Here is a 20,425-nt window from a genome sequence, read left to right as displayed (position 1 = left end):
ATCGCTTGGGCGCGAATCGCTGAAGAAGCAGAACTCCCAGCCGGCTACGAGGGCACGGCGACGCCAGAGGCGCATCGGGCCTGCGAGGTGATCCAGGAGCGGATTCGAGAGCACGTCGTCGCCACCAATGACATGCGGCTGTTCGGCCTGCTGCACCTGCTTGGGCAGGCGTCGCTGCGCATGGAGCAAGCGCTGTGGCCGGAAGAATATGCGCGGATGACCCGCGAGGTCGAGGAAGCTCTCCGAGAGGCCGACGACCCCAACGCCAAGTCGTACACCCACGAAGAAGTCATGCGGGCGATGCAGGAACTCATCGACCAAGCGCGAGACAAGCCATGTTGATCGGCTGACGGAAATTTCTGGGTTTCCGGCTTACAACCCCTACCAGTACCTCCGCACGGACGACTGACACATGCCGCGTCGCTTGATCCTCTCGGCCACGGAGCGGGACACCCTGCTTGCGCTGCCGGAAAGCCAGGATGACCTGATCCGCTACTACACCTTCAACGACTCCGACCTGTCGCTGATCCGCCAGCGACGCGGCGACGCCAACCGCCTCGGCTTCGCCGTGCAGCTCTGCCTGCTGCGCTACCCCGGTTACGCGCTGGGAACCGACAGCGAGCTGCCCGAGCCGGTCATCCTGTGGGTGGCGAAGCAAGTCCAGGCCGAGCCGGCGAGCTGGGCAAAGTACGGCGAGCGCGACGTGACCCGTCGCGAGCATGCCCAGGAACTGCGCACCTACCTGCAACTGGCCCCGTTCGGCCTGTCCGACTTCCGCGCCCTGGTGCGCGAGCTAACCGAGCTGGCCCAGCAGACCGACAAAGGCTTGCTGCTGGCCGGTCAGGCCCTGGAGAGCCTACGGCAGAAACGACGCATCCTGCCGGCGCTGAGCGTGATTGACCGGGCCTGCTCGGAAGCCATTGCGCGAGCCAATCGGCGGGTCTACCGCGCCCTGGTCGAACCACTCACGGACTCGCATCGGGCCAAGCTGGACGAGCTGTTGAAGCTCAAGGCCGGCAGCAGCATCACCTGGTTGACCTGGCTGCGCCAGGCACCGCTGAAACCCAACTCTCGGCACATGCTGGAACACATCGAGCGGCTGAAGACATTTCAGTTGGTGGACTTGCCCGAAGGCCTGGGCCGGCACATCCACCAGAACCGCCTGCTCAAGCTGGCCCGCGAGGGTGGGCAGATGACGCCCAAAGACCTTGGCAAGTTCGAGCCGCAGCGACGTTATGCGACCCTGGCCGCCGTGGTACTGGAGAGCACTGCAACCGTGATTGATGAGCTGGTGGATCTGCACGACCGCATCCTGGTCAAGCTGTTCAGCGGCGCGAAACACAAGCATCAGCAGCAGTTCCAGAAGCAGGGCAAGGCGATCAATGACAAAGTGCGCCTGTACTCCAAGATCGGCCAGGCGCTGCTGGAGGCAAAGGAAAGCGGCAGCGATCCCTACGCCGCCATCGAGGCGGTGATTCCCTGGGACGAGTTCACCGAGAGCGTCAGTGAGGCCGAGCTGCTGGCCCGGCCGGAGGGCTTCGACCACCTGCACCTGGTCGGCGAGAACTTCGCCACCCTGCGCCGCTACACGCCGGCCCTGCTGGAGGTACTGGAGCTGCGCGCCGCCCCGGCCGCACAAGGCGTGCTGGCAGCCGTGCAGACCCTGCGCGAGATGAACGCCGACAACCTGCGCAAGGTGCCGGCCGATGCCCCCACCGCCTTCATCAAGCCGCGCTGGAAGCCGCTGGTGATCACCCCGGAAGGCCTCGACCGGCGCTTCTACGAAATCTGCGCGCTGTCCGAGCTGAAGAACGCCCTGCGCTCCGGCGACATCTGGGTCAAGGGCTCGCGGCAGTTCCGCGACTTCGACGACTACCTGTTGCCGGCCGAGAAGTTCGCCGCGCTCAAGCGGGAACAGGCCCTGCCGCTGGCGATCAACCCGAACAGCGACCAGTACCTGGAAGAGCGCTTGCAGCTGCTGGACGAGCAGTTGGCCACTGTCGCCCGCCTGGCCAAGGACAACGAGCTGCCCGATGCCATCCTCACCGAGTCCGGCCTGAAAATCACCCCGCTGGATGCGGCGGTGCCGGATCGGGCGCAGGCGCTGATCGACCAGACCAGTCAGTTACTGCCGCGCATCAAGATCACCGAACTGCTGATGGACGTGGACGATTGGACGGGCTTCAGCCGCCACTTCACCCACTTGAAGGACGGGGCCGAGGCCAAAGACCGGACGTTGCTGCTGTCCGCGATCCTCGGTGATGCAATCAACCTCGGACTGACCAAGATGGCCGAGTCGAGCCCCGGCCTGACCTACGCCAAGCTGTCCTGGCTACAAGCCTGGCATATCCGCGATGAAACCTATTCGGCGGCCTTGGCCGAGCTGGTCAATCACCAGTACCGCCATGCCTTCGCTGCCCATTGGGGCGACGGCACCACCTCATCCTCCGATGGCCAGCGCTTCCGCGCTGGCGGCCGGGGAGAGAGCACCGGGCACGTCAACCCGAAGTACGGCAGCGAGCCAGGACGGCTGTTCTACACCCACATCTCCGACCAATACGCGCCGTTCAGCACACGCGTGGTGAATGTCGGCGTCCGAGATTCCACCTATGTGCTCGACGGCCTGCTGTATCACGAGTCCGACCTGCGGATCGAGGAGCACTACACCGACACGGCCGGTTTCACCGATCACGTCTTCGCCCTGATGCACCTGCTGGGCTTCCGCTTCGCGCCACGCATCCGCGACCTCGGCGAAACCAAACTGTACGTGCCGCAGGGCGTGCAGGCCTACCCGACGCTGCGCCCGCTGATCGGTGGCACCCTGAACATCAAGCACGTGCGCGCTCATTGGGACGACATCCTGCGCCTGGCCAGCTCGATCAAACAGGGCACCGTTACCGCCTCGCTGATGCTGCGCAAGCTCGGCAGCTATCCGCGTCAGAACGGCCTGGCTGTCGCCCTGCGCGAACTGGGCCGGATCGAACGCACGCTGTTCATCCTGGACTGGCTGCAAAGTGTTGAACTGCGCCGCCGCGTGCATGCCGGCCTGAACAAAGGTGAGGCGCGCAACTCGCTGGCCAGGGCGGTGTTCTTCAACCGCCTTGGGGAAATCAGGGATCGGAGCTTCGAGCAGCAGCGCTACCGGGCCAGCGGCCTCAACCTGGTGACGGCGGCTATCGTGCTGTGGAACACGGTGTACCTGGAACGCGCCACCCAGGGGGTGGTCGAGGCCGGCAAGCCGGTGGACGGCGAGCTGCTGCAATTCCTGTCGCCGCTGGGCTGGGAGCACATCAACCTAACCGGCGATTACGTCTGGCGGCAGAGCCGCAGACTGGAAGACGGGAAGTTTCGGCCGCTAAGGCTGCCCGGAAAACCTTAGCGTACGATTTTTTCCGTTTTCTCTATTCGCCCCTGCCATGGTTAGGCCCACCTCTTCTGCCGGTGCAGCGATGGGCGAGAGTTCGAACCTTGTCACATCGAACCAAGCATGGCCGGTCGCCGAATAAGCACCCGCGCTGATCGGTGACGCTGGTGCGCAACTATAGACCAGCCAGCTCTGGCAGCCAGCCCACTGTCGGATGAATCTCACCATTAGGGTGCCGTCGGCAACAGGCTTCCGCCAGATGCAAGCACGCAGGTGGTAATCGATATTGTAGGGCGCCAGGTCCGCAGGTAGATCAGCGTCGACAACAGTATCGAACACCTCAAACCCACTGGCGCCGATTCGCGCCAGGTAGCTGGCCCCCTCGGCGATTTCAAAGGCAGGGTCGAAGTGGAGCACGCCGGCAAGTGCCGTCTCCCCTCCTCCGGTTAGGCGAAACACAATGCGGCCGCGAGGCTTGTAGCTGTGGTTGAACTGTACGGTAGTGGTCATTTGTATACCCTCATCTTGGTCTGAGGGAATGCTTTGCAGCGCCCAATAAAAAACCCACCGCGAACGGTGGGTCAGGTGGAACGTTCAAGAACTGAGCAGGTAGTCCCCTGCGATGACAGCATTCGTAGCCAGGCCCTGCGAAGGGATTTCGACACGCTTGGTGCCGTCATCGATCAGCTCAACGAGTGTGGCGGCAAGTTTACGCACGATGACATTGTCGACCGTTTTGACTGGTACCGAGTGGCCCTTGTCCTGGAGCAGGATTTTGTAGCCGGTATCGTCGGAGTTGTGGGTAATCACCAGAAATCCATGCAGCTTGCTCGTGTTTACATTTACCTGCAGCGCAGGGCGGCGGGCGAGCCGAGATTCATCGTCGCAGTCACGCAACAGGATGAAGTCGGGGTTAGCGCCGGCATCGAGCAGCATCTGCCAGATGGTGCGATCGTTGTCGGGGACGCGAAGGACTTCCACCAGTTCGATCAGGCGCAAGAGACGTCGCGAGCGAATCGACTCACGGTCGATCGGCAGCTTCGACTGGTTGAAATCGTCACTGGTGTCCAGCTGAATGGCGGCGTTTACGGTTTGGGTTTGCATTGCATGACTCTCCTGAAAGGTAAGCCAGGTGTTGCGAAGACCTGGTACCGCAGGAATGCGTCACACGGGTGTGGAAGGCGGCAGGCGGGGCGGCTTTATCATTTTCACGATAGTTTGAATTTTTTTCAGGCTTTCTGAACCGGGCACAGGTATGGTGCGCCGGCTTGCATGTGGACCTGCAATTCAAGAGGCCCTTGGGTGGTTATGTCCTCTGCTCGGTAACCCGAGAATCTCGATGTTCCGAGGATGAGATACCCCCTTCGACACGGTGTTTAGACCGTGCCGGTTTGCTGCATTCGTTGGGCCACCTGGGCCTCTTCTGGAATGCACCACGTGCGTTCTGAAAGCGCTGAAGTGCCGGTTAGGCGTTGGAAGATTGGCCTTCCTGAAACGGAGGTCAACGATTATGAAGCGTATGCTGAATATTCTGAGCCACGTACTGACCATCTACCGGCTTTTATCGGCCGTGTGGGGGTTGATGCGTGACCACTGTGATGCGGTCTAAACGCCCGTCCAGTGTTGAGATGTAAAAAGGCCACCCGAGCGTAAGCAGAGGTGGCCTTTCTGTTTCCGGAGTGCAACTCAGGAAGGCAGGCCGGGTACGACTTACGAAGGTGCGTACCAGCGACGTTCGATGTTCAGCTGATGCTCACGCTCGTAGACACTCACGGTTCCAGCATGCTCATGTCGACCGCCCTCGTACTGGTCCGGATCGCTATCCAAAAGCTCATCGAGTATTCCCTTGACCCTGAGAGCGTGAGCTGCGCGCTTTGCTTTGATCGCCTTGCACACGTCTACAAAATCGGGATCAGCTTCCCCATGGCGGCGGTAGGAAGCCGCCATCTTTTGAAAGATCTGCATGTGCTGGTCATCCAGGTTACGCAGGCCATTGGCATCCATGGGGTAGGCAGCGCCGGCGTACATGGCCATCGCGAACGACTGAAGAAAGCCCGCGGCCGCATAGTCGCTGTCGACCAACACTGCCCGGTGGGTGGCGAATGGAGATTCTGTCATCTGTAGAGATCCTGGAAGGTGGCGTGAGGTCGATGATTACCAGCCGGCATAGTGGGACACGAGGTGGCCCCAGTCAGCGAGAGCCGAGTTATCGCGCAGGATGGTCAGCGCCTCGGCAGCGAGAATTTTCGTTGGGCAACCGCCGGTGAGGAACACGTTGTCCTTACCTTGGTTGTACAGATGCATAAGGCTCAGAGTCATCACCCTCTGAAGCGGGGTCATGGCCCTATACGCCTTACGCATCGCAGTTAGCTTTTCCGGGATCTCAGCGTAGTCCCTTGCCCAATCACACCCCTTGGGCCGGAGACTGTAATGATCGCCTATAGCCTGGAACGGCTTGTTGTGGCGCTCAAAGCACCCATGCAGCTGATACTTCTCAACGATAGCCCAGGCGGCCTCGCCGAAAATGCGTGCCCGCTCATCTGAACCCTTGAAAGAAGGCAGCTCAGCCCCGCACACGATCGCCAGGGCAGCATATTCCGCATAGTCCAGGCTCGGGATCTTGTCGACCAGGTCCACCAACGTATATCCAGGAAAGCGCCCGGCTGCGAAGGTAGGGTTAACCGCAGCATATGCTGCGAGGGCTGCGGGCTTCTGCGAGTGGTGGATATAGCCGTGACTGGCCGTTCCCACATCACTCAGCGACCACGTGCTCAGTGCACCTTGGTGGACGCCGAAGGCGGTCAACAGCTCTGTGGCTTTCACGTGATAGTGGGCTGCATCAAACATCGTTCGTCCTCTGAAACAGTTGATTGCAAAGCTTGTGGTGGATGGGGTTCTGCACCGCCAGATCTGCGGCTATGCATTCCTCTGCCAGGTTCGGCCTCGCTTCATCACTGCAACCCTAGAACGTCGGTGTGGGCTTCGCAACCCCTAGAAATATGGCCGAACAAGGCTAAATCGCAGGCACAAAAAAAGCCGCCTGAGAATGGGCGGCTTTCTTAGGCCAAATGAGCTGAGAGGATCATCTGGCATGCGCGTACTGAAACGGTCGAACCTCAAAATAATATCCGAATTGCAATCTAGTGGGCAACCTGACCTGCCCCACCTTTTCACTAATGAAAAACCCGACCACTAGGGCCGGGTCTGTGCTGCGTTTGGAGATGATCCAGCCTAAGCCGGCAGATACTTGACCTCGGTCTCCGACCTCACCAGCTCTTGGATCACTGGGCACGTGGAAAGGCCGGTATTGACCATGTATTTCGCTGCACTCAACAGGTAACGTCGCTCTGCCAGGTACTCGCAAGGCTCAAGACCGTTGGCTCCATGACATTCGGAGAGGAAGCATTGGTAGAACACGACCTCACGCATGTCAGGGTCAGATTTGAACTTCGGTTTCACACCTACGACACGTGCTAGGTGGAATCCTGTTGGGATCACCGAAGCCCCGTGGGCAGCAGTAAGGGTTTGCAGCATGGTGGCCCCCTGGGCATTGCCTGTGATTGCGATCAAGCTTCTGAACAGGTATCTAAGCGGCTACATAGGGCACGCCAGTAACGGGCATCCTGCATCGACTCCCTCCTCATACGGCGGTATTCGGGCCTATAGCGGTGCGGTTCTGTACGAGCGGAGAGCGAGTTTTCCTTTGCCATTCGTAGACAGAAATTCAACTTGAACAGGGCATGTGCTTTCGGTCGGGTTGACTGCTGTGTTGTTGCGGTGGTCATTGGAATTGCTCCTTTGATTTTTGGCCTAGTGCGTGGAGATGGCGCACATCGATCACCACGCAAGCAGCTCGGCCGCGGGCCAAAAAAAAAGCCCGACTAGGTCGGGCGTGGGTGTAGCGTTAAGCGGTCTGGTAGATCAGTTCCGCCGGGTAGACGAAGACCTGAAGTTTTCCCTGCAGACATGACAGCTCATACACCTGCTTCGCTGGTGTCCGGCCGGGGCCTGGCAGATGACGTTTTCCGACTTCAGACCAGCCCAAGCGTTTCAGTTCAGCAACCTTCTGCTCCTGGTAATGCGACATTGATGGATCCCCCTTCGTGATCACAGTCGACCAGCTGGTTCCATCTCACCAAAAATCCCGAACTCAACAAGCGTGCTGAATGCGATTTCGAGGGCCGGCTTTTGGTGGGCGAGATCCAATGCTCTCTCCCCTGCAGCTTTCCCTTTCTCCGCCTGCCAATCACACAGGAAGTCGGAGAACCGACGGTATCTGTGGAAGTCGATAAACCGGTCGAAGCAGACCTCTTCTGAGGCTGCCAGGGCGGTCATCGCCGTGAGCAGATCTTCAAATGCAGGGAGTTCACTACGTTTCAATGTGCCATCAGCTAAGAGCTGGTCGACCGTGGCTTCAAAGCGTTGCTGGTGTTCTTCCAGGCTACCGCTCACGATCCGAAGCGCGTGATCCTTCGCGACAAACTGATTTCGCCCATCGCGGTGATAGCGCGGATCGAACTCAGCGAAGCTGGTCTGCTTGAGTGAAAGCCCAGAGGTGACTCCCTCACGATCTGTTTCGATGTTCAGGCGATCAACGAATGGGGTCGACCACCGGATGCCGGTCAGCCCCTGGCGACCAGTCTGGACCATCACCATCATTCCATCAGTCAGTTCAAGTGTTGCGAGCATGAGTGTGTCCCCTTAGAACGTTGATCAAGTCCAGGGGGATGAGTCACATGAACCACGAAACTCACCAATTTTGTCTGATCGGGCACACTCCCGGGGCACCGAAAAAAACCCGGCACGTGGCCGGGTTGGGTGTAGCTTTAGGATACAGAGGGCCTGGGAGCGATAGCAGGCTCACAAGCGCGGACCACCACTTCGTAAACCAGCTTCGGCCGAGGGCAGTTCCACTGGTTTTTGAAGAAGACCCCGTTGGCGTTGTGACACCCATAGCTGGCCGTCAGTCCATCGAGCTTGCCGAGCTCCTCCAAACGCTTAGTCAGGTCGAAGGCTCTCTTACCGGTGACATGCCAGAAGCCACGCCTGGCCACCGTTTCCCGCATTTCCTGCTCAGTCTTGGATACAGCCATTTCAGCACCCCTTCCCGGCCGCAATCTGGCGCTTAACAGGCACCTTGTAGGCGTAGTGGGTGACCACGTCGCAGCGCCGCATTCCACGTCGAAGCATGTTGAGTGCAGGCTGATGCTCACGAGTATGGAGGCAGTAGCGTGTGCCACCCTCTAGTCGACGGAGCTCGGCCATTTCATGATTGATCAGCGCAATGTTCAGCTCATCCTGCAGCTGTTCCCGCTCCGGGCCTGTGGCGTTATTGACGCGATTCTGCAGAGTTTCGATGATAAGGCTCATGGTGCTCCCCATAGGTGTTGGTCTAGTTCTGGGATATGCATCACAGGCAACTGGAACAGCACCAATCGAGGAGATCCCATGGCTTGGGATGTTGAGGTAGACGCTAGCGAACGAGCGCCAGGCTCATTGAAACCGGTAGATGATCTTCTCTGTTTTGCAGAGGGGGCATCGCTTGGCGATCCTCACCACCTCGCCAGAATACTCCCGTGTCACGATACGCCCAGGATGGCCGCGCAATCTGCAGATTGCTCTCCTGAATTTCTGATACAACCCACTCATCAAACGACAACCGTGCCCGCACTTTATGGATGGCACAATCGTATCATGTACAGCCCGACTGCCGGCGGTGCACCTCATTGACGACGTATCATCAAGGTCCAAAAATGGGGCCTCGAACACTGCCCTCCTTCGAGACTCAACCCATGCAAGCAAAAGCGAAGATCGACCGCGCAGCTCTTGAGGCAATAGCCGAATCAACCCGCCGCGGGCTGTTGCTTCTTGTCGACAAACCCGGTTCTACCTTCAATGGTTTTCCGCGAGGAACCTGCGGTCCTGCCTCGGACATCCTAGGTCGACTCATCAAAGAACAACTCGGTGCTGATGGTGTGTATGTGTGGGCTGAAGACCATCCGAACCTAAAAAGGGAGCAGTCTCACGCCTGGTTCGAGGTCGACGGGTTCATTATCGACCTCACCTATGATCAATTCCCAGATACCGGGCTTACAGGTTGGGTCTTCGATCAGGGCAACGAGTGGCACGCCAAGTTCGCCGAGCAGGAACGTCGGCAGGGCTTCTGTCCTCCCAGCGGCTGGCCTGAATATCCACTCGATGGTTATGCCGCCGCTAAATCACAGATCTGAACAGGCAGGTCCCGGTACGGTCCACATGCACTGGTCCCAGGCGAAAAAAAACCCGGTCTAGTGACCGGGTCATGTGCAGCGTTTGGAGCGCGAGCATCAAGCTGGCGCTAAAGCCTGAAGTGCAGCAGTCATGCCGACTCCAAGATTTGTTCACCGGAGTGACAAGTCGAGAGATCGATCTCTACTGGCTTTTGGTCAGATTTTGCGGTCACCACGAAGGTGCACGCGCTGTCCTGTTCACCGGCGGCAATGTGGCTGCGGAAGTACCGGTCTGCGACGGCCTGGGCTGCCGCATGGTGATCCCCCTCAACCTCAACATCAGCACTCCAAGTAACGAGATACTGCCGTTCACCGCCAGCTTCAAGTTCAGTTGTGCCTCCGGCCAAGTGGAAGTGACTCTGCAGTTCAGCGATCGGCTGACGTGCGCTGACAACCTCGACGTCAGAATGTCTGATGAATCCCGAGAACCAGAAGCTGGACGCATCCACATTTAGACAGCCGGCCTTCAGTAACACATCGTTGTCGCAGCCGATCTCCTCCGCCTCTTCAGTGCCAGGAGCGTACTGATGGAATGAAGCAGTGCTGTCAAACGTCTCCACTTTGTGAAGCCCATTCTCTTTAACCAGTCGAGCTAGATTGATGATGCGTTGAGTTGCAGCCAGATCGATGCTGAAGGATGCAAATTCTGGCGTATCTTCTGCGCCGTTGGTGGCGCGGGTTTCAACGATATAGGCCTTTGCGGTGCTGGACGAATTCATAGCGATACCCTCAGGTGTGTTGGTCTAGTGAAGGGAGATGCATCACAGCCAACATGAACCGAGGACCCCAAGGACTGAGACGCCCCGCAATGCGGCGTTGCCCCACTGAATGACGCCAAAAAGAAAACCCCGTCGCTAGGACGGGGTTTGATGGGGGTTAACGGCGATGAGAGCAGATGCTCTTCAAGGCCCTGTCGACCAGGTCACCTTCGTAACTCAAGATGACCTCCACGTTGCTGCACGAGCGCTGGGAAGGTCCCAGAGCACGTGCTGCGATCAGGTAACCGTTGGGGTCCACTTGCGATGCAGCGCCGAACAGAACCGCATTATCGACCACTGCGCGGAGAACATCCCCGGCGCCATCGTCTTCGGTCCAACTGGGTGACACGGTGTTGCGAGCACTGACCTGGTTACCGCATACACGGAAGTGCTCAAAGCGCCCGGGGGCATTTTGAATCGAGACCGAGTCGCAGCCTTCAAATTTACCCACGTAGATGACCGGCCGTGTGGCGCCGTTGATGCGAGCTACGGTGGACATTTTTGAGGCAGCAACCGACAGAACAGCATCTGAAGCCTCCGAAGCACTTGCCGCATGCGGTAGCACCTGGAAGGCTAAAGCCGCGGCGATCGTGTACCAGCGTTTCATGAGGCGACCTCAAGTTTCGGAATTGAATTTTGACGTGAACGCATCAGCGTCGGAGAGGTTGCGTGCAAGATCTGCTGCTTGGGGTCCGAGCTGAGCGTATCACCAAGGAGCACTATGATCTCCCCGATTTCGACTCTATGAATGGCACAATTCGCGGCCAGCTGAATCGCAACCATGCGAGCGCAAATGCCATCGATATCGCATGCGTGAAAAAGCCATTGCTGGAGCTCCCCAGGACCTTTCGTTTCGAGCAGGTAGTTTGCTTTTGCCAACAGCATAACTCCACTGCCACAAGCCGGATCTGAGTAAGCTTTGAGATCACCGGCGCGAGGCAGGTCGATGTCACCATCGCTCATCCTGACCATCAGGCTTGCCAATGACCAGGGCGTGAAGAACTGCCCCAGCATTTGCTTGCCGCCATGGCTGGCCAGCTCTTCGTAGAGTGGGCCTAAAATGTCCTTGAACGGTTCTTCATTGGCCACCGCCTGATCGTACAGCGTGATAACTCGTCCTATTTTACCGCGGACATCATCAGGTATGGGATACCAGGGCTGAAACCCCCAAAGCTCCATCACTGCCCCTAGGAAAAATCGAAACATCTCCGCCGGCGGATACCGGTGGCCATCACACAGTGCTTCTGCCAGTGGCTTGATGGTGGGTGGTACCGCGCGTGCTAGTTTGCTTGCCATGGGCAATCTCCAGAGAGGTTGGTCGTATGCATTGGGATGCATCACAGCGACCTACAACGCCGGCCGGCGCCTGGGCATAAAAAAACCGCTCCGGTTAGGGAGCGGTTGCGTAGCGTTAATCAGCGGACTCTTCCGGATCAGCAACGTCCGGAATGGAATCACGCGGCACCCATGTCCAGGTTGCGACAAATGCGCCATCTTCACACAGCGTTACCTGGGCATCTTCATTGACCTGCAGATCATCATTGGCGATGTTGTCCAGCGCCCATGAACGGTACCGGTCCTTGAGAGCGTTCGAGTCCACTGCCTGCTGATCCGGCTCTTCTTGCGCCAGCAGTTTCTTTTGAGCGAGCTCATCGAGCAACTGAGCAGAGGGAGCGCACTGCGACAGACCGAAGTGAACTCCCTGGAGCCCGTAGCGTTTGGAAAACTCTTCTGCCGTCATCTTGGCCAGCACCTTCTCGATGCAATCACTGCACAGACCGTGACCAGCATCTTGATTGCCCCATTGCCGACCTGTGGTACGAGCACCACAGCACGGGCACAACAAGCGCACTGGGGCATCAAGATGCCCGGTCAGGTCGACTTGTGCATATGGAACATCACGGAGCTCACAGTAGGCTTTCTCATCGCCATCGGCGTCATACAGGCCCAATGTGCACTCATCCCACTCCTCAGGTTCAGCGATGGACACCTCGATCGAAAGAAGCAGGTATTGACCGTTGCAGAACTCCTTCCGCAAAGCCATGCAACCGCCTCCGGTGTGATAAACCTCGAAGCCATACGCCTGTACGGGGTCAACAACAGTTGTTCCGCACGGTGAAAAGTAGGGGTTGCGAATCTCCACGTCGTTGAACATGAAAGCCATCTCCGACGGTGAATACGGCCGCTTGAGTTCCTCGCCATTCGGCAGGACCTCGGTCATGACCATTTCTTTGGTATCAGCTGCGTTGTTTGCAATTACGTCCATGGTGCTGCGCCTCTTTGGGTAGTCATCTTGGTCTGAGATGAAGCACAGCCAGCTGTAACGACAGGCAAAAAAAAGCCGCCCCATAGGGAGCGGCGGTACAGCGGTTTAGATTCGAGCAGAGACCTGGTAACCCTTGCCTCCTTCAGCCTGCGTCACGCCGGCTTCAAGAGTGATGGTCACATCTTGCAGTCCTGCATTCTTGAACATACTCGCCACAGTTTCGGCTACCGGCTGCATTTCAAACGGCAAGACGGTGAACCAAGCTTTCGAAAACTTGCACCATCGGCACCCGTATCCAGCGAACCAGCCATTCTCGCGATTTCCAGGAACCGGATCAGGCATTTCCAGAATCTTGTTGATGCGGGTGGCAAAGGCTTCCGGGAATTCCTTCAGAACTGAAGACATAGGAACCTCTCGATCAAGCGGCTTGGTTGTGCTGTTGCTGTTGCTGGCGCTTGCCCAGCTCATTAAGGGTGTCCAGTTTTGCGATGAATCGCTCAGCCGCAGTGGTGCTGGCCAACTCAGAGACCGACTCATAACGGTTCATTCCGCCTGAATAGTCCTTTCGGCCCTCACAGGATCGGTAGAGCACTTTGAGCACTCGATCTGAACCTAGATGAACCATCAGATAGAGATGATCGCTGTGCAGGATCACCTCCCCCATGACTGCGTTCCCGCCTTTACACGACCGAATTTCGTAGCTCGTTTCTGGAAGCTTCAAACGGCCGGCGATCTCTTTGAGCAATCGCTTGCCAGAGCGGTGAAGGGTTTCTTTGGTGATGCGTTTTTCGAGCAGCGCTTTAGGGATTTGCAGCATGACGTTTCTCCACAGGGAATGACGGTCTCTTGCGAAGACCTGGTGACGGGAGATGCGCAACACAGGCATGCAAAACAATCGCGGCTCTTTCCAAGAGCACTCAACAATCCATAACACGTATGTATATTTCTATTGATTTGCTTTCAATCCTGACAGTATTATCCGGCCATCCAATTGATATCACCTAACAAGGTCAGGACGAATCAGCCCATGCACAACAATGCAACCCCCTTCAAGCCACGTCTCTCCCTGCTTGTCGCCTCCATCGCACTGGCCATGAACGCTGGCACTGCGCATGCCGCTTACGCCGGCATTGATGTCTACGCACCAACGCTGGGCTCCTCCAGTACCACCTATGATTCGCACATCGGCGGCTCTGGTGATGGCTCCACCCTGGTTGGCGCCCAGTTCAACCCGAGCACCGAAACTACCGAGGCCTTCAAGTGGACATTGCTGGGTGGCAAGCAACTGCTGGCCAGCCTTGGGACCAATGCCGCCGCCTACGCTGTGTCGAACGAAGCTGACGTCATCGTCGGTAGCTCTGTCGACAGCGTCACGGACAACGAAACCGCCGTGTACTGGAACAACGCCGGCATTCACAAGCTGGACTTCCTGAACGGCGGTGCCGAAGCTGAAGCACGCGCCGTTTCGGCTGATGGCAGCGTCATCGCCGGTTCTGCCGACGACGGTCTGACCGGCAACCGATCGGCAGTAACCTGGGACCTGGCTGGCGCTGTGACTCAGCTGGGCTACCTGAACGACGGCACCTACAGCTACGCCATGGGCATCAGCGCTGACGGCAAGGTGGTGGTGGGGTACGCACAGAACGGCGCCGGCAATGGTGATATCGCCACTCGATGGGTGGGCGGCGGTAGCGCCGAGAGCCTCGGCACCTTGGAGGGTGGTACGCAATCCATCGCCACGGCGACCAGTGCCGATGGCACTTACATCGTCGGTGCGAGTGACTCTTCGCTCGCCCTGAGCGAAGCTATGATCTGGTCCGAGCTGTCCGGCATGAAGGGCTTGGGCTTGCTGGCCGACGGTACCCTGTCCAAGGCTGAAGGCGTCTCCGCCAACGGCGCCGTGGTCGTCGGTATCGCGGACACCACTGGCACTGTCTTCTCCGGCTTCCGCTGGACCGCTGAGACCGGCATGCAGTCGCTGGTCGAATGGCTGCAGGATAACGACCCTTCCTACACTCTCCTGGCCAACAACACCCTGAACTCCGCCACTGCGGTATCTGCAGATGGCAACACCGTCTTCGGCCTGGGCTTCCTGAATGGTCGCTCGCAGCCGTTCGTAGCGCGTTCCTACGGCCCAATCTCCGAGCCTGTGGTCACTACCCCACCGGTGGTAACCACTCCGCCTGAAGAGACCATTCCAGAGGTGACCCCTCCCGTCGTCACCCCGCCTGTTACTGACCCAACGCCGCCAAGCACCGGTGGCTCCTCCAATGCAGGGGACACTTCTACTGGCGGCAGCGATGCAGGCACGGGCACCGGCGCCGGTGGTACCGAAACCGGTGCGGGTACCGGTGGCACTGGGGGCACTGACACGGGTACTGGTGGTACCGGTGGAACTGGCACTGGCGCGGGTGGCGCTGAGGCTACCACTCCACCGACTGGCGTGATCGGTTTGCTGGACCTCGGCGACTCGTTGCAGAATGCGACCCTGTACGCGCAAGCCATGCAGAATCAGCTGCAAGGCTTCGTCCAGGACCAACTGTCCTGCTCGACATTCGACACCAGCGGCATCTGTGTCAGCGTCAGCAGCCAGATGACTCATCACTCGGGTACTGTCCACGGTGACAACGTGTACGGCGGTGTTACCGCTGCATATCGACTGACTCCTGACCTGGTTGCCGGCATCGGCTACCAAGGCCCGAGCACCTCGCTCAAGATCAACGATGACCGCGTCGAGGGTGATACCAACACGATCGGTGCTTTCGTCGAGTACGGTAACCGTCTGCGCAAAGGCGTATTCGCCCGGGGCGCCGTGGCTGTTTCCGAAGGCGATGCCACCATCAAGCGCTCTTACAAAACCGGTGCCGGCGACGTCGAGTCGAAAGGCAAGGCCGATGTCAGCCAGCGTGCCGTATCCGGCCAGGTCGGCTACGTCTTCATCCTGCAGGACAACATCGCTGTCATGCCTTTCCTGGGCTTGGACTACCTCAACACCAAGCTGGATAGCTACACCGAGACCAGCGGCTCCTTCCCGGCGCACTTCGATAAGCGGACCGAAGAAAACATCTACGGTACCGCGGGCCTGGATGCCAGCATGAACCTGGCAAATAAGGCCATCGTCTCGGCGAACATCAAGCACGTCAGCCGCCTGAACAACTCGCAAGACGATCTGACCGGTGATGTGATGGGTGTGTCGCGCTTCGACATGAAGCAAGACACCACTGAGCGCTGGAACGAAGTGGGCGTTGGCCTGCAGGTTGCCGGCCCGTTCAAGGCCTCCCGCGTGGGCATCACCTACGGCCACCGCTTCGGCAGCGACAAAGCCGTTGCCTCGGACGTCGCTACGCTGTCCCTGTCGGTCGGTTTCTAATCGGAAACTGGTACACCAAGCGCCCCACTCAGTAGTGGGGCGTTTTTGTTTGTGGGCGGTTATCGGCAGGCAAAAAAAAGCCACTCCGAAGAGTGGCCGGGGATCATTGGTGTTAGGCAGCAGGCTGCTTGTTCTGTTGCTCCCACCAAGCGCGGAAGCTGGTTACCAGAGAGCAGCCATTGTCCTCAGGCAAGGCGATTACCGCCTTGTTCTGGAGACTGATTGCATGCTCTGGCTCACCATCACGTGAACAGTGGTAGAGCTTGAAGGTGTTACGTGTATCGAGCTGGAAGCAGCACAGAGTGCCCTTCGGCCGTTTGTAATAGACCCGGCAGAAACCCGAGTCAACGGAGTGGAAGGCCAGCTGTTCAACTGCTGGAACTTCAGCGGGAGGGAGCAGGCTGTTGCGATGCTCAACGAGCAGCACACGCAAGGCTTCCAAGTTGAGGGAGCGCTTAACTCCATCAGGGAACAGTTCGTCGCCAAACAAAGCGACCAAATCTGCCTCCAAACTCTCTTTTACCAAGTGGCAGTCTACCTGGTCCCAGGCACGACAATTGATCCATTCTCGCTTTTGCACAGGCGTTTCATTTTCATCAACGTAACCACGCTGATCAGCCATAGCCTCAGCTACTTTGACGCAGGCTTCAGCGTGGCTGGTAGCATGCACATAATCACTGTAGGTACCTTCATCCTCCTGAACCCAGTTCAGAGTAACAGCGTAAAGGTCAACGGCAGGTTGATTAACTCTTACTTTGGTGTCGCTCATGTTTAGTTTCCTTGATTAATTAGAGTTAGCCAGCGAGCTTCATATCTTGCTGAAGCGCAGTTTTGCCTTCATTGAAAGCGTTTAAGAGTTCCGGGATATCAGACAGGAGTGCATGAGGGGTTTCAGACGCCCCCCAGCCATATCCCCAGGCAGCATCCTTTGCATCTTGAAATGCATTGGCTGCTAGTTGAGTGGTTTCCGGCGATTTCATGAGTAGTACGGCTAACGCCCATTGAGATCGAGCGTAAGCCGCAAGCTGAAAACAGGTATTCATACGTTCACCACAGTAGTTTCATAACTATCTGTAATGACGCACACGGACCTGTATTGTAGTTGTACTGCGCAGTACACAGGCCAGGACAAATATCCGGATATTGACTTGAAGGTTTTGAAGCTTTGCTAAAGAATTACTGCATCATGTTCTAGGAATGAAAACCATGCTGCCTGACGCACTGGTAACCATCGGGATGTTCGCCATCGCCTTTTTCGTCATTTGGCTGATGCTGGTGTTCTTGCTCTTGATCCACGAAGCCGGGCATCTAATACCGATGCAGCGGTTTGGTATCAAGCCAGACAAACTCATTATTGGTGGATACAAGCTTTTCTCGTTCCGAAAATCCGGGATCATTCATGAAATTGGTCTGATTCCGCTGTGGGCATATGTGGTCAGCTCCGACTATGAAAAGGCGCCCTCAGACCGCCGGGCGATCATCGCTGCGGGCGGCCCTCTCATCTCACTGGCGACCGGCCTGCTGTTCTTCGGGATTAACTACGTCACGCCGAACTGGCCGACGCTTGTCGCGGCCCAGGGCTCGATCCTCCTGGCGGCGACTAACATCATCCCCCTGCCTCCAATGGACGGGTGGACGATCGTCGAGTATTTCTTGAACCGCCGCGGTATCTACTTTGATGACAGGAACAGGCGGCTCCTCATGGGCGTAGGGTTGGCGACCATAATTGCTATCACCCTCGCCCTCTAGAATTACAGAACTCTGCTCTTCATCTCCTGGTGCAAGTTCAACCCACCAGGAGATGACTCATGACCACTACTTCCCTCGACTGCACCTCACGGCTCCCAGCTGTGCGCCCAGGCTTCTTCGAGGAGGCCTTCCAGAGCTACAACGTACCGCCGAGAATCCGCGCATTTGCAGAAGCTTTCTGCATCCGCTTTGACGTTCGCGGCATCTGCGACCCGGCCTATTGTGCAAACTCTGCAGCCCTTAAGCTGAAGATCGGTGATGGTTGCGGGACCTTCGATCACGAGAAAGAACCCGTCGAGAACGGCATCCCCCTGATCGGTGAGCAACTGCTGTTCTCATACAGCACCTGCATCCAACGAGCAGAGCCAGGCACTACCGCCGACGTCATCAACAGCATGGTGAAAGCTGCTCTGGCGGGGGCAACCGTTGAGGAGCTCTTGCCACCGCCAGCAGCACCCGCTGCTACAAGCTGAACACACCCAAACCGCCTTTCGAGGCGGTTTTTTTTCGTCGATCAAATGCAGTTATTGCTTTTAGATACAGACGGCGTATGTGTTCATGTATTATTCACGCGCTAAAACCATGAAGGATCAACCATGCTCACGAGCCAGCCCCAGCAAGGCATTTCTTCTCCCGCCCACCTGCCGGCCGGCAGCACCTCAGCGGTTAAGTGGTTCTCCCAGGTCACTGTCGAGCTTTCGTATTGGCACGGGAATCAGAGACTGAAAAACCTCGATCAGTTCGAATGGCATGGTGATGCCGTGATGGCGCCAGCGCTGACCCACGCTCAAAGCAAATGTGATTTCTACCAGATCGACGAATCGTCCTCCCTTGAGCTGTGGGCGTTCCGCTCCCAGTGGCAAGTTGCGAAGGTTCGTGAGGGCGCCGACCAGCACTGGTCGTTTGCGGACAGCCTCGACCATGACGTGACAAGGGTCTTGGTCAGCCATCATCCAGTCTGGTCATCAAAACACGGGAAGATGTCCCCTCCTGACACCTGGCCAGGGTTCACCGCTACATTCCGGAAAATCATTTCGGTCGACGCTAGCCGGTCAACCGCTGAACTGGGAGGCTTGGTCACTGCGGCTCTGTGCGTCATCGAGCAAGGTCCTGAAGCTCTGGGGCTCGCGATTACCGATGGTGGAATTCGAGACCTGACTATTACACGCGTCGGAGCAAACACCCGTAGTGCTGGTTGCGAGTTGTTGATGGTGACGGGGGCAATCGCGGTGGCCATGTCACCCTACCAGGCTGAGCCCGGCTTTGACCAACTGGAAGCAGCCGTCCGCAGCTCAGTCGGCATCAAGCTATCCCTCGTCGACGGAGTCACTGCCTCGGGGCACCTCGATGCTGGGCAGCGCTCGACAATCTGGGTAGTCGAAGGACAAAATACACTAAATAATACCTAGCGCGTATGCGTACGCGTTATGTAATATTGCCGCGCCGGACAGATAGATACCCTGTCCGAATGGCTGGTGTCGGCAAATCTGGGTTATGCGCAGGTGTCAGTCATCTCTCTTAGCAAGTTCAACGATTTCTGACCCTTCAGGAGGGCACCGCCATGACCACAACCGTCGAAAACAGCAGCAGCGAACACCAGTTGGATCTGGATTTCCGCATGATCATCACCACTGGCAACATCAAAAAAGCGATGGAAAAGGGTGATGGCAAGAAGCGGTTCACCGCAGGCGACCTCTGGAACATAGCGCCAGGTACTATCCAGGTCATCCCGGGGTACAACGTAAGAGAGCGAAATGCTGACTACTTGGCCAACGTTCAGAAACTGAAGCAATCCATCAAGGACAACGGATTCAAGAAAGACTCGGCTCTCTCGGTCATCATCCGTCGCGATGAGAATGGAGAGCAGTCAATTTGTCTGAAGCGTGGCCATCAGCGTCTTGAAGCCACGATGGAATTGGTCGCCGAAGGTGAAAGCATCCCGACCGTCCCTTGCATCATTGCTGCAGATGATTGTTCCGAAGAGGACATGACTGCAGACCTTGTGCTCAGCAACAATGGTTCACCGCTTAGCCCATATGCAACAGCAGTTGTTTGCAAACGCATGACCCGCTTCCATCCCGATGACCATTCCGCGATCGCCAAAAAACTGAATCTCTGGCCCGCCCAGGTTTCGGACTACCTCTTGATGATCAACGGACCTATCGAGATCAGGAACTACGTCCGCGACGGAGTGGTTTCCTTCACGCTGGCTGTTCAGATCCTTCAAGAGCATGGCCCCAAAGCTCTGCAAGTGATCGAGCAAGGCCTTGCCCGCTCAGCTGCTGCAGGCGGCAAAACCGAAAAGCTCAGGCCAAGGTTTGTTCCAGGCAAGGTCATCAAGAAGGCAATTACCCAAGCAGCTCCAACGATGAAAACAGCCATCGAAAACATTAGACAGGATAAGGGCTATTCGCAGTTGAGCCCGGAGAATCAACAGAAGCTTGAGGAGATCCTGCAGCAATTCCGCCTGGCGGAAGAGGAAGAGGAAAAACTGAACGTGAACCCGTCTACTGAGCAACAGCTCGACCTCAAAGACACTGAGGAATAACCATGCCTTCCAGGCTGCCCCTACACTCGATGTAGGGGCTTTTTTTTGCCTACCGGAAAATGGCCTTCAACCTCGTCCTCCAAGTTGTATGCACCTCGTGC

24 protein-coding genes are annotated in these 20,425 nt (G+C 57.5%); 8 read left to right on the top strand and 16 right to left on the bottom strand.

Translation table 11 applies throughout. From position 1 onward, the window contains the following. On the top strand, positions 1–342 hold the full coding sequence (locus tag PRJ_RS28950; RefSeq protein ID WP_025999701.1) for a hypothetical protein: 342 nt from the start codon (positions 1–3) through the stop codon (positions 340–342). Positions 343–412: 70 nt separating this feature from the next. After that, positions 413–3,379: a Tn3-like element TnAs1 family transposase gene (locus PRJ_RS28945; protein WP_104963081.1), complete on the top strand. Its 2,967-nt coding sequence runs from the start codon at positions 413–415 to the stop codon at positions 3,377–3,379. Here PRJ_RS28945 and PRJ_RS28940 read toward each other — a convergent pair. From PRJ_RS28940 to PRJ_RS28900, 8 genes are all read right to left on the bottom strand, one after another. Beyond that, positions 3,356–3,874 (bottom strand): hypothetical protein, encoded by a 519-nt coding sequence (locus tag PRJ_RS28940; protein ID WP_177429932.1) that lies wholly within the window; start codon positions 3,872–3,874, stop codon positions 3,356–3,358. The genes PRJ_RS28945 and PRJ_RS28940 overlap by 24 nt on opposite strands. Before the next feature lie 84 nt (positions 3,875–3,958). Further along, positions 3,959–4,468, bottom strand: coding sequence for a hypothetical protein (locus PRJ_RS28935; RefSeq protein WP_104963080.1), 510 nt, complete (start codon positions 4,466–4,468; stop codon positions 3,959–3,961). Between the two features lie 606 nt (positions 4,469–5,074). Beyond that, a complete protein-coding gene (locus tag PRJ_RS28930; protein ID WP_023383747.1) occupies positions 5,075–5,482 on the bottom strand; it encodes a hypothetical protein in 408 nt (135 codons plus the stop codon). Between the two features lie 36 nt (positions 5,483–5,518). Continuing rightward, the gene (locus PRJ_RS28925; protein ID WP_023383746.1) at positions 5,519–6,211 is read right to left on the bottom strand and encodes a hypothetical protein; all 693 of its coding nucleotides are present in this window, start codon (positions 6,209–6,211) and stop codon (positions 5,519–5,521) included. Between the two features lie 1,057 nt (positions 6,212–7,268). After that, positions 7,269–7,451, bottom strand: coding sequence for a hypothetical protein (locus PRJ_RS28915; RefSeq protein ID WP_023383744.1), 183 nt, complete (start codon positions 7,449–7,451; stop codon positions 7,269–7,271). Between the two features lie 20 nt (positions 7,452–7,471). Then, positions 7,472–8,053 carry a hypothetical protein gene (locus PRJ_RS28910; protein ID WP_054895136.1) on the bottom strand — a complete coding sequence of 194 codons (582 nt, stop codon included), beginning with the start codon at positions 8,051–8,053 and terminating at the stop codon, positions 7,472–7,474. A 137-nt stretch (positions 8,054–8,190) separates the two neighbouring features. Next, positions 8,191–8,457, bottom strand: coding sequence for a hypothetical protein (locus PRJ_RS28905; protein WP_023383743.1), 267 nt, complete (start codon positions 8,455–8,457; stop codon positions 8,191–8,193). Position 8,458: 1 nt separating this feature from the next. Further along, positions 8,459–8,734, bottom strand: a complete 276-nt coding sequence (locus PRJ_RS28900; RefSeq protein WP_147470665.1) for a hypothetical protein — start codon at positions 8,732–8,734, stop codon at positions 8,459–8,461. A 422-nt stretch (positions 8,735–9,156) separates the two neighbouring features. On the opposite strand from PRJ_RS28900, the gene PRJ_RS28895 reads away from it, so the two are divergent. After that, positions 9,157–9,594 carry a hypothetical protein gene (locus tag PRJ_RS28895; RefSeq protein ID WP_023383741.1) on the top strand — a complete coding sequence of 146 codons (438 nt, stop codon included), beginning with the start codon at positions 9,157–9,159 and terminating at the stop codon, positions 9,592–9,594. 128 nt (positions 9,595–9,722) lie between these two features. Here the strand turns inward: PRJ_RS28895 and PRJ_RS30530 are convergent, their stop codons facing one another. From PRJ_RS30530 to PRJ_RS28865, 6 genes are all read right to left on the bottom strand, one after another. Beyond that, on the bottom strand, positions 9,723–10,352 hold the full coding sequence (locus PRJ_RS30530) for a hypothetical protein (RefSeq protein WP_224459415.1): 630 nt from the start codon (positions 10,350–10,352) through the stop codon (positions 9,723–9,725). 157 nt (positions 10,353–10,509) lie between these two features. After that, complete coding sequence (locus tag PRJ_RS28885) at positions 10,510–10,998, bottom strand: hypothetical protein (protein WP_023383739.1); 489 nt, start codon at positions 10,996–10,998, stop codon at positions 10,510–10,512. Beyond that, positions 10,995–11,687 carry an N-6 DNA methylase gene (locus tag PRJ_RS28880; protein ID WP_023383738.1) on the bottom strand — a complete coding sequence of 231 codons (693 nt, stop codon included), beginning with the start codon at positions 11,685–11,687 and terminating at the stop codon, positions 10,995–10,997. The genes PRJ_RS28885 and PRJ_RS28880 overlap by 4 nt, the downstream gene beginning before the upstream one ends. A 115-nt stretch (positions 11,688–11,802) precedes the next feature. Beyond that, positions 11,803–12,657 carry a hypothetical protein gene (locus tag PRJ_RS28875; RefSeq protein ID WP_023383737.1) on the bottom strand — a complete coding sequence of 285 codons (855 nt, stop codon included), beginning with the start codon at positions 12,655–12,657 and terminating at the stop codon, positions 11,803–11,805. Positions 12,658–12,762: 105 nt separating this feature from the next. Further along, entirely contained in the window at positions 12,763–13,062 is a 300-nt protein-coding gene (locus PRJ_RS28870) for a hypothetical protein (RefSeq protein WP_023383736.1), read from the bottom strand. Positions 13,063–13,075: 13 nt separating this feature from the next. Beyond that, positions 13,076–13,474: a hypothetical protein gene (locus tag PRJ_RS28865; protein ID WP_023383735.1), complete on the bottom strand. Its 399-nt coding sequence runs from the start codon at positions 13,472–13,474 to the stop codon at positions 13,076–13,078. Between the two features lie 210 nt (positions 13,475–13,684). On the opposite strand from PRJ_RS28865, the gene PRJ_RS28860 reads away from it, so the two are divergent. Continuing rightward, positions 13,685–16,027 carry an autotransporter domain-containing protein gene (locus PRJ_RS28860; RefSeq protein WP_054895137.1) on the top strand — a complete coding sequence of 781 codons (2,343 nt, stop codon included), beginning with the start codon at positions 13,685–13,687 and terminating at the stop codon, positions 16,025–16,027. 112 nt (positions 16,028–16,139) lie between these two features. Here the strand turns inward: PRJ_RS28860 and PRJ_RS29985 are convergent, their stop codons facing one another. After that, the gene (locus PRJ_RS29985; RefSeq protein ID WP_060495349.1) at positions 16,140–16,796 is read right to left on the bottom strand and encodes a hypothetical protein; all 657 of its coding nucleotides are present in this window, start codon (positions 16,794–16,796) and stop codon (positions 16,140–16,142) included. A gap of 25 nt (positions 16,797–16,821) precedes the next feature. Beyond that, the gene (locus PRJ_RS29980; protein WP_122227892.1) at positions 16,822–17,070 is read right to left on the bottom strand and encodes a hypothetical protein; all 249 of its coding nucleotides are present in this window, start codon (positions 17,068–17,070) and stop codon (positions 16,822–16,824) included. A 154-nt stretch (positions 17,071–17,224) separates the two neighbouring features. Here PRJ_RS29980 and PRJ_RS28850 point away from each other — a divergent pair, with 154 nt between their 5' ends. The 4 genes from PRJ_RS28850 to PRJ_RS28835 all read left to right on the top strand — a co-directional run bounded on the left by PRJ_RS28850 (position 17,225) and on the right by PRJ_RS28835 (position 20,324). Then, a complete protein-coding gene (locus PRJ_RS28850; RefSeq protein ID WP_224459413.1) occupies positions 17,225–17,776 on the top strand; it encodes a site-2 protease family protein in 552 nt (183 codons plus the stop codon). A gap of 59 nt (positions 17,777–17,835) precedes the next feature. Beyond that, positions 17,836–18,249, top strand: a complete 414-nt coding sequence (locus PRJ_RS28845) for a hypothetical protein (protein WP_023383730.1) — start codon at positions 17,836–17,838, stop codon at positions 18,247–18,249. 123 nt (positions 18,250–18,372) lie between these two features. Continuing rightward, on the top strand, positions 18,373–19,185 hold the full coding sequence (locus PRJ_RS28840; RefSeq protein ID WP_023383729.1) for a hypothetical protein: 813 nt from the start codon (positions 18,373–18,375) through the stop codon (positions 19,183–19,185). Positions 19,186–19,337: 152 nt separating this feature from the next. After that, a complete protein-coding gene (locus PRJ_RS28835; protein WP_023383728.1) occupies positions 19,338–20,324 on the top strand; it encodes a hypothetical protein in 987 nt (328 codons plus the stop codon). The last annotated feature ends 101 nt before the right edge of the window (positions 20,325–20,425 follow it).

Source organism: Pseudomonas sp. XWY-1 (assembly GCF_002953115.1).
Taxonomy (GTDB): Bacteria; Pseudomonadota; Gammaproteobacteria; order Pseudomonadales; family Pseudomonadaceae; genus Aquipseudomonas; species Aquipseudomonas alloputida.
Note: the sequence above shows the minus strand (reverse complement) of the source record. Positions and strands in the feature narration are given on the sequence as shown.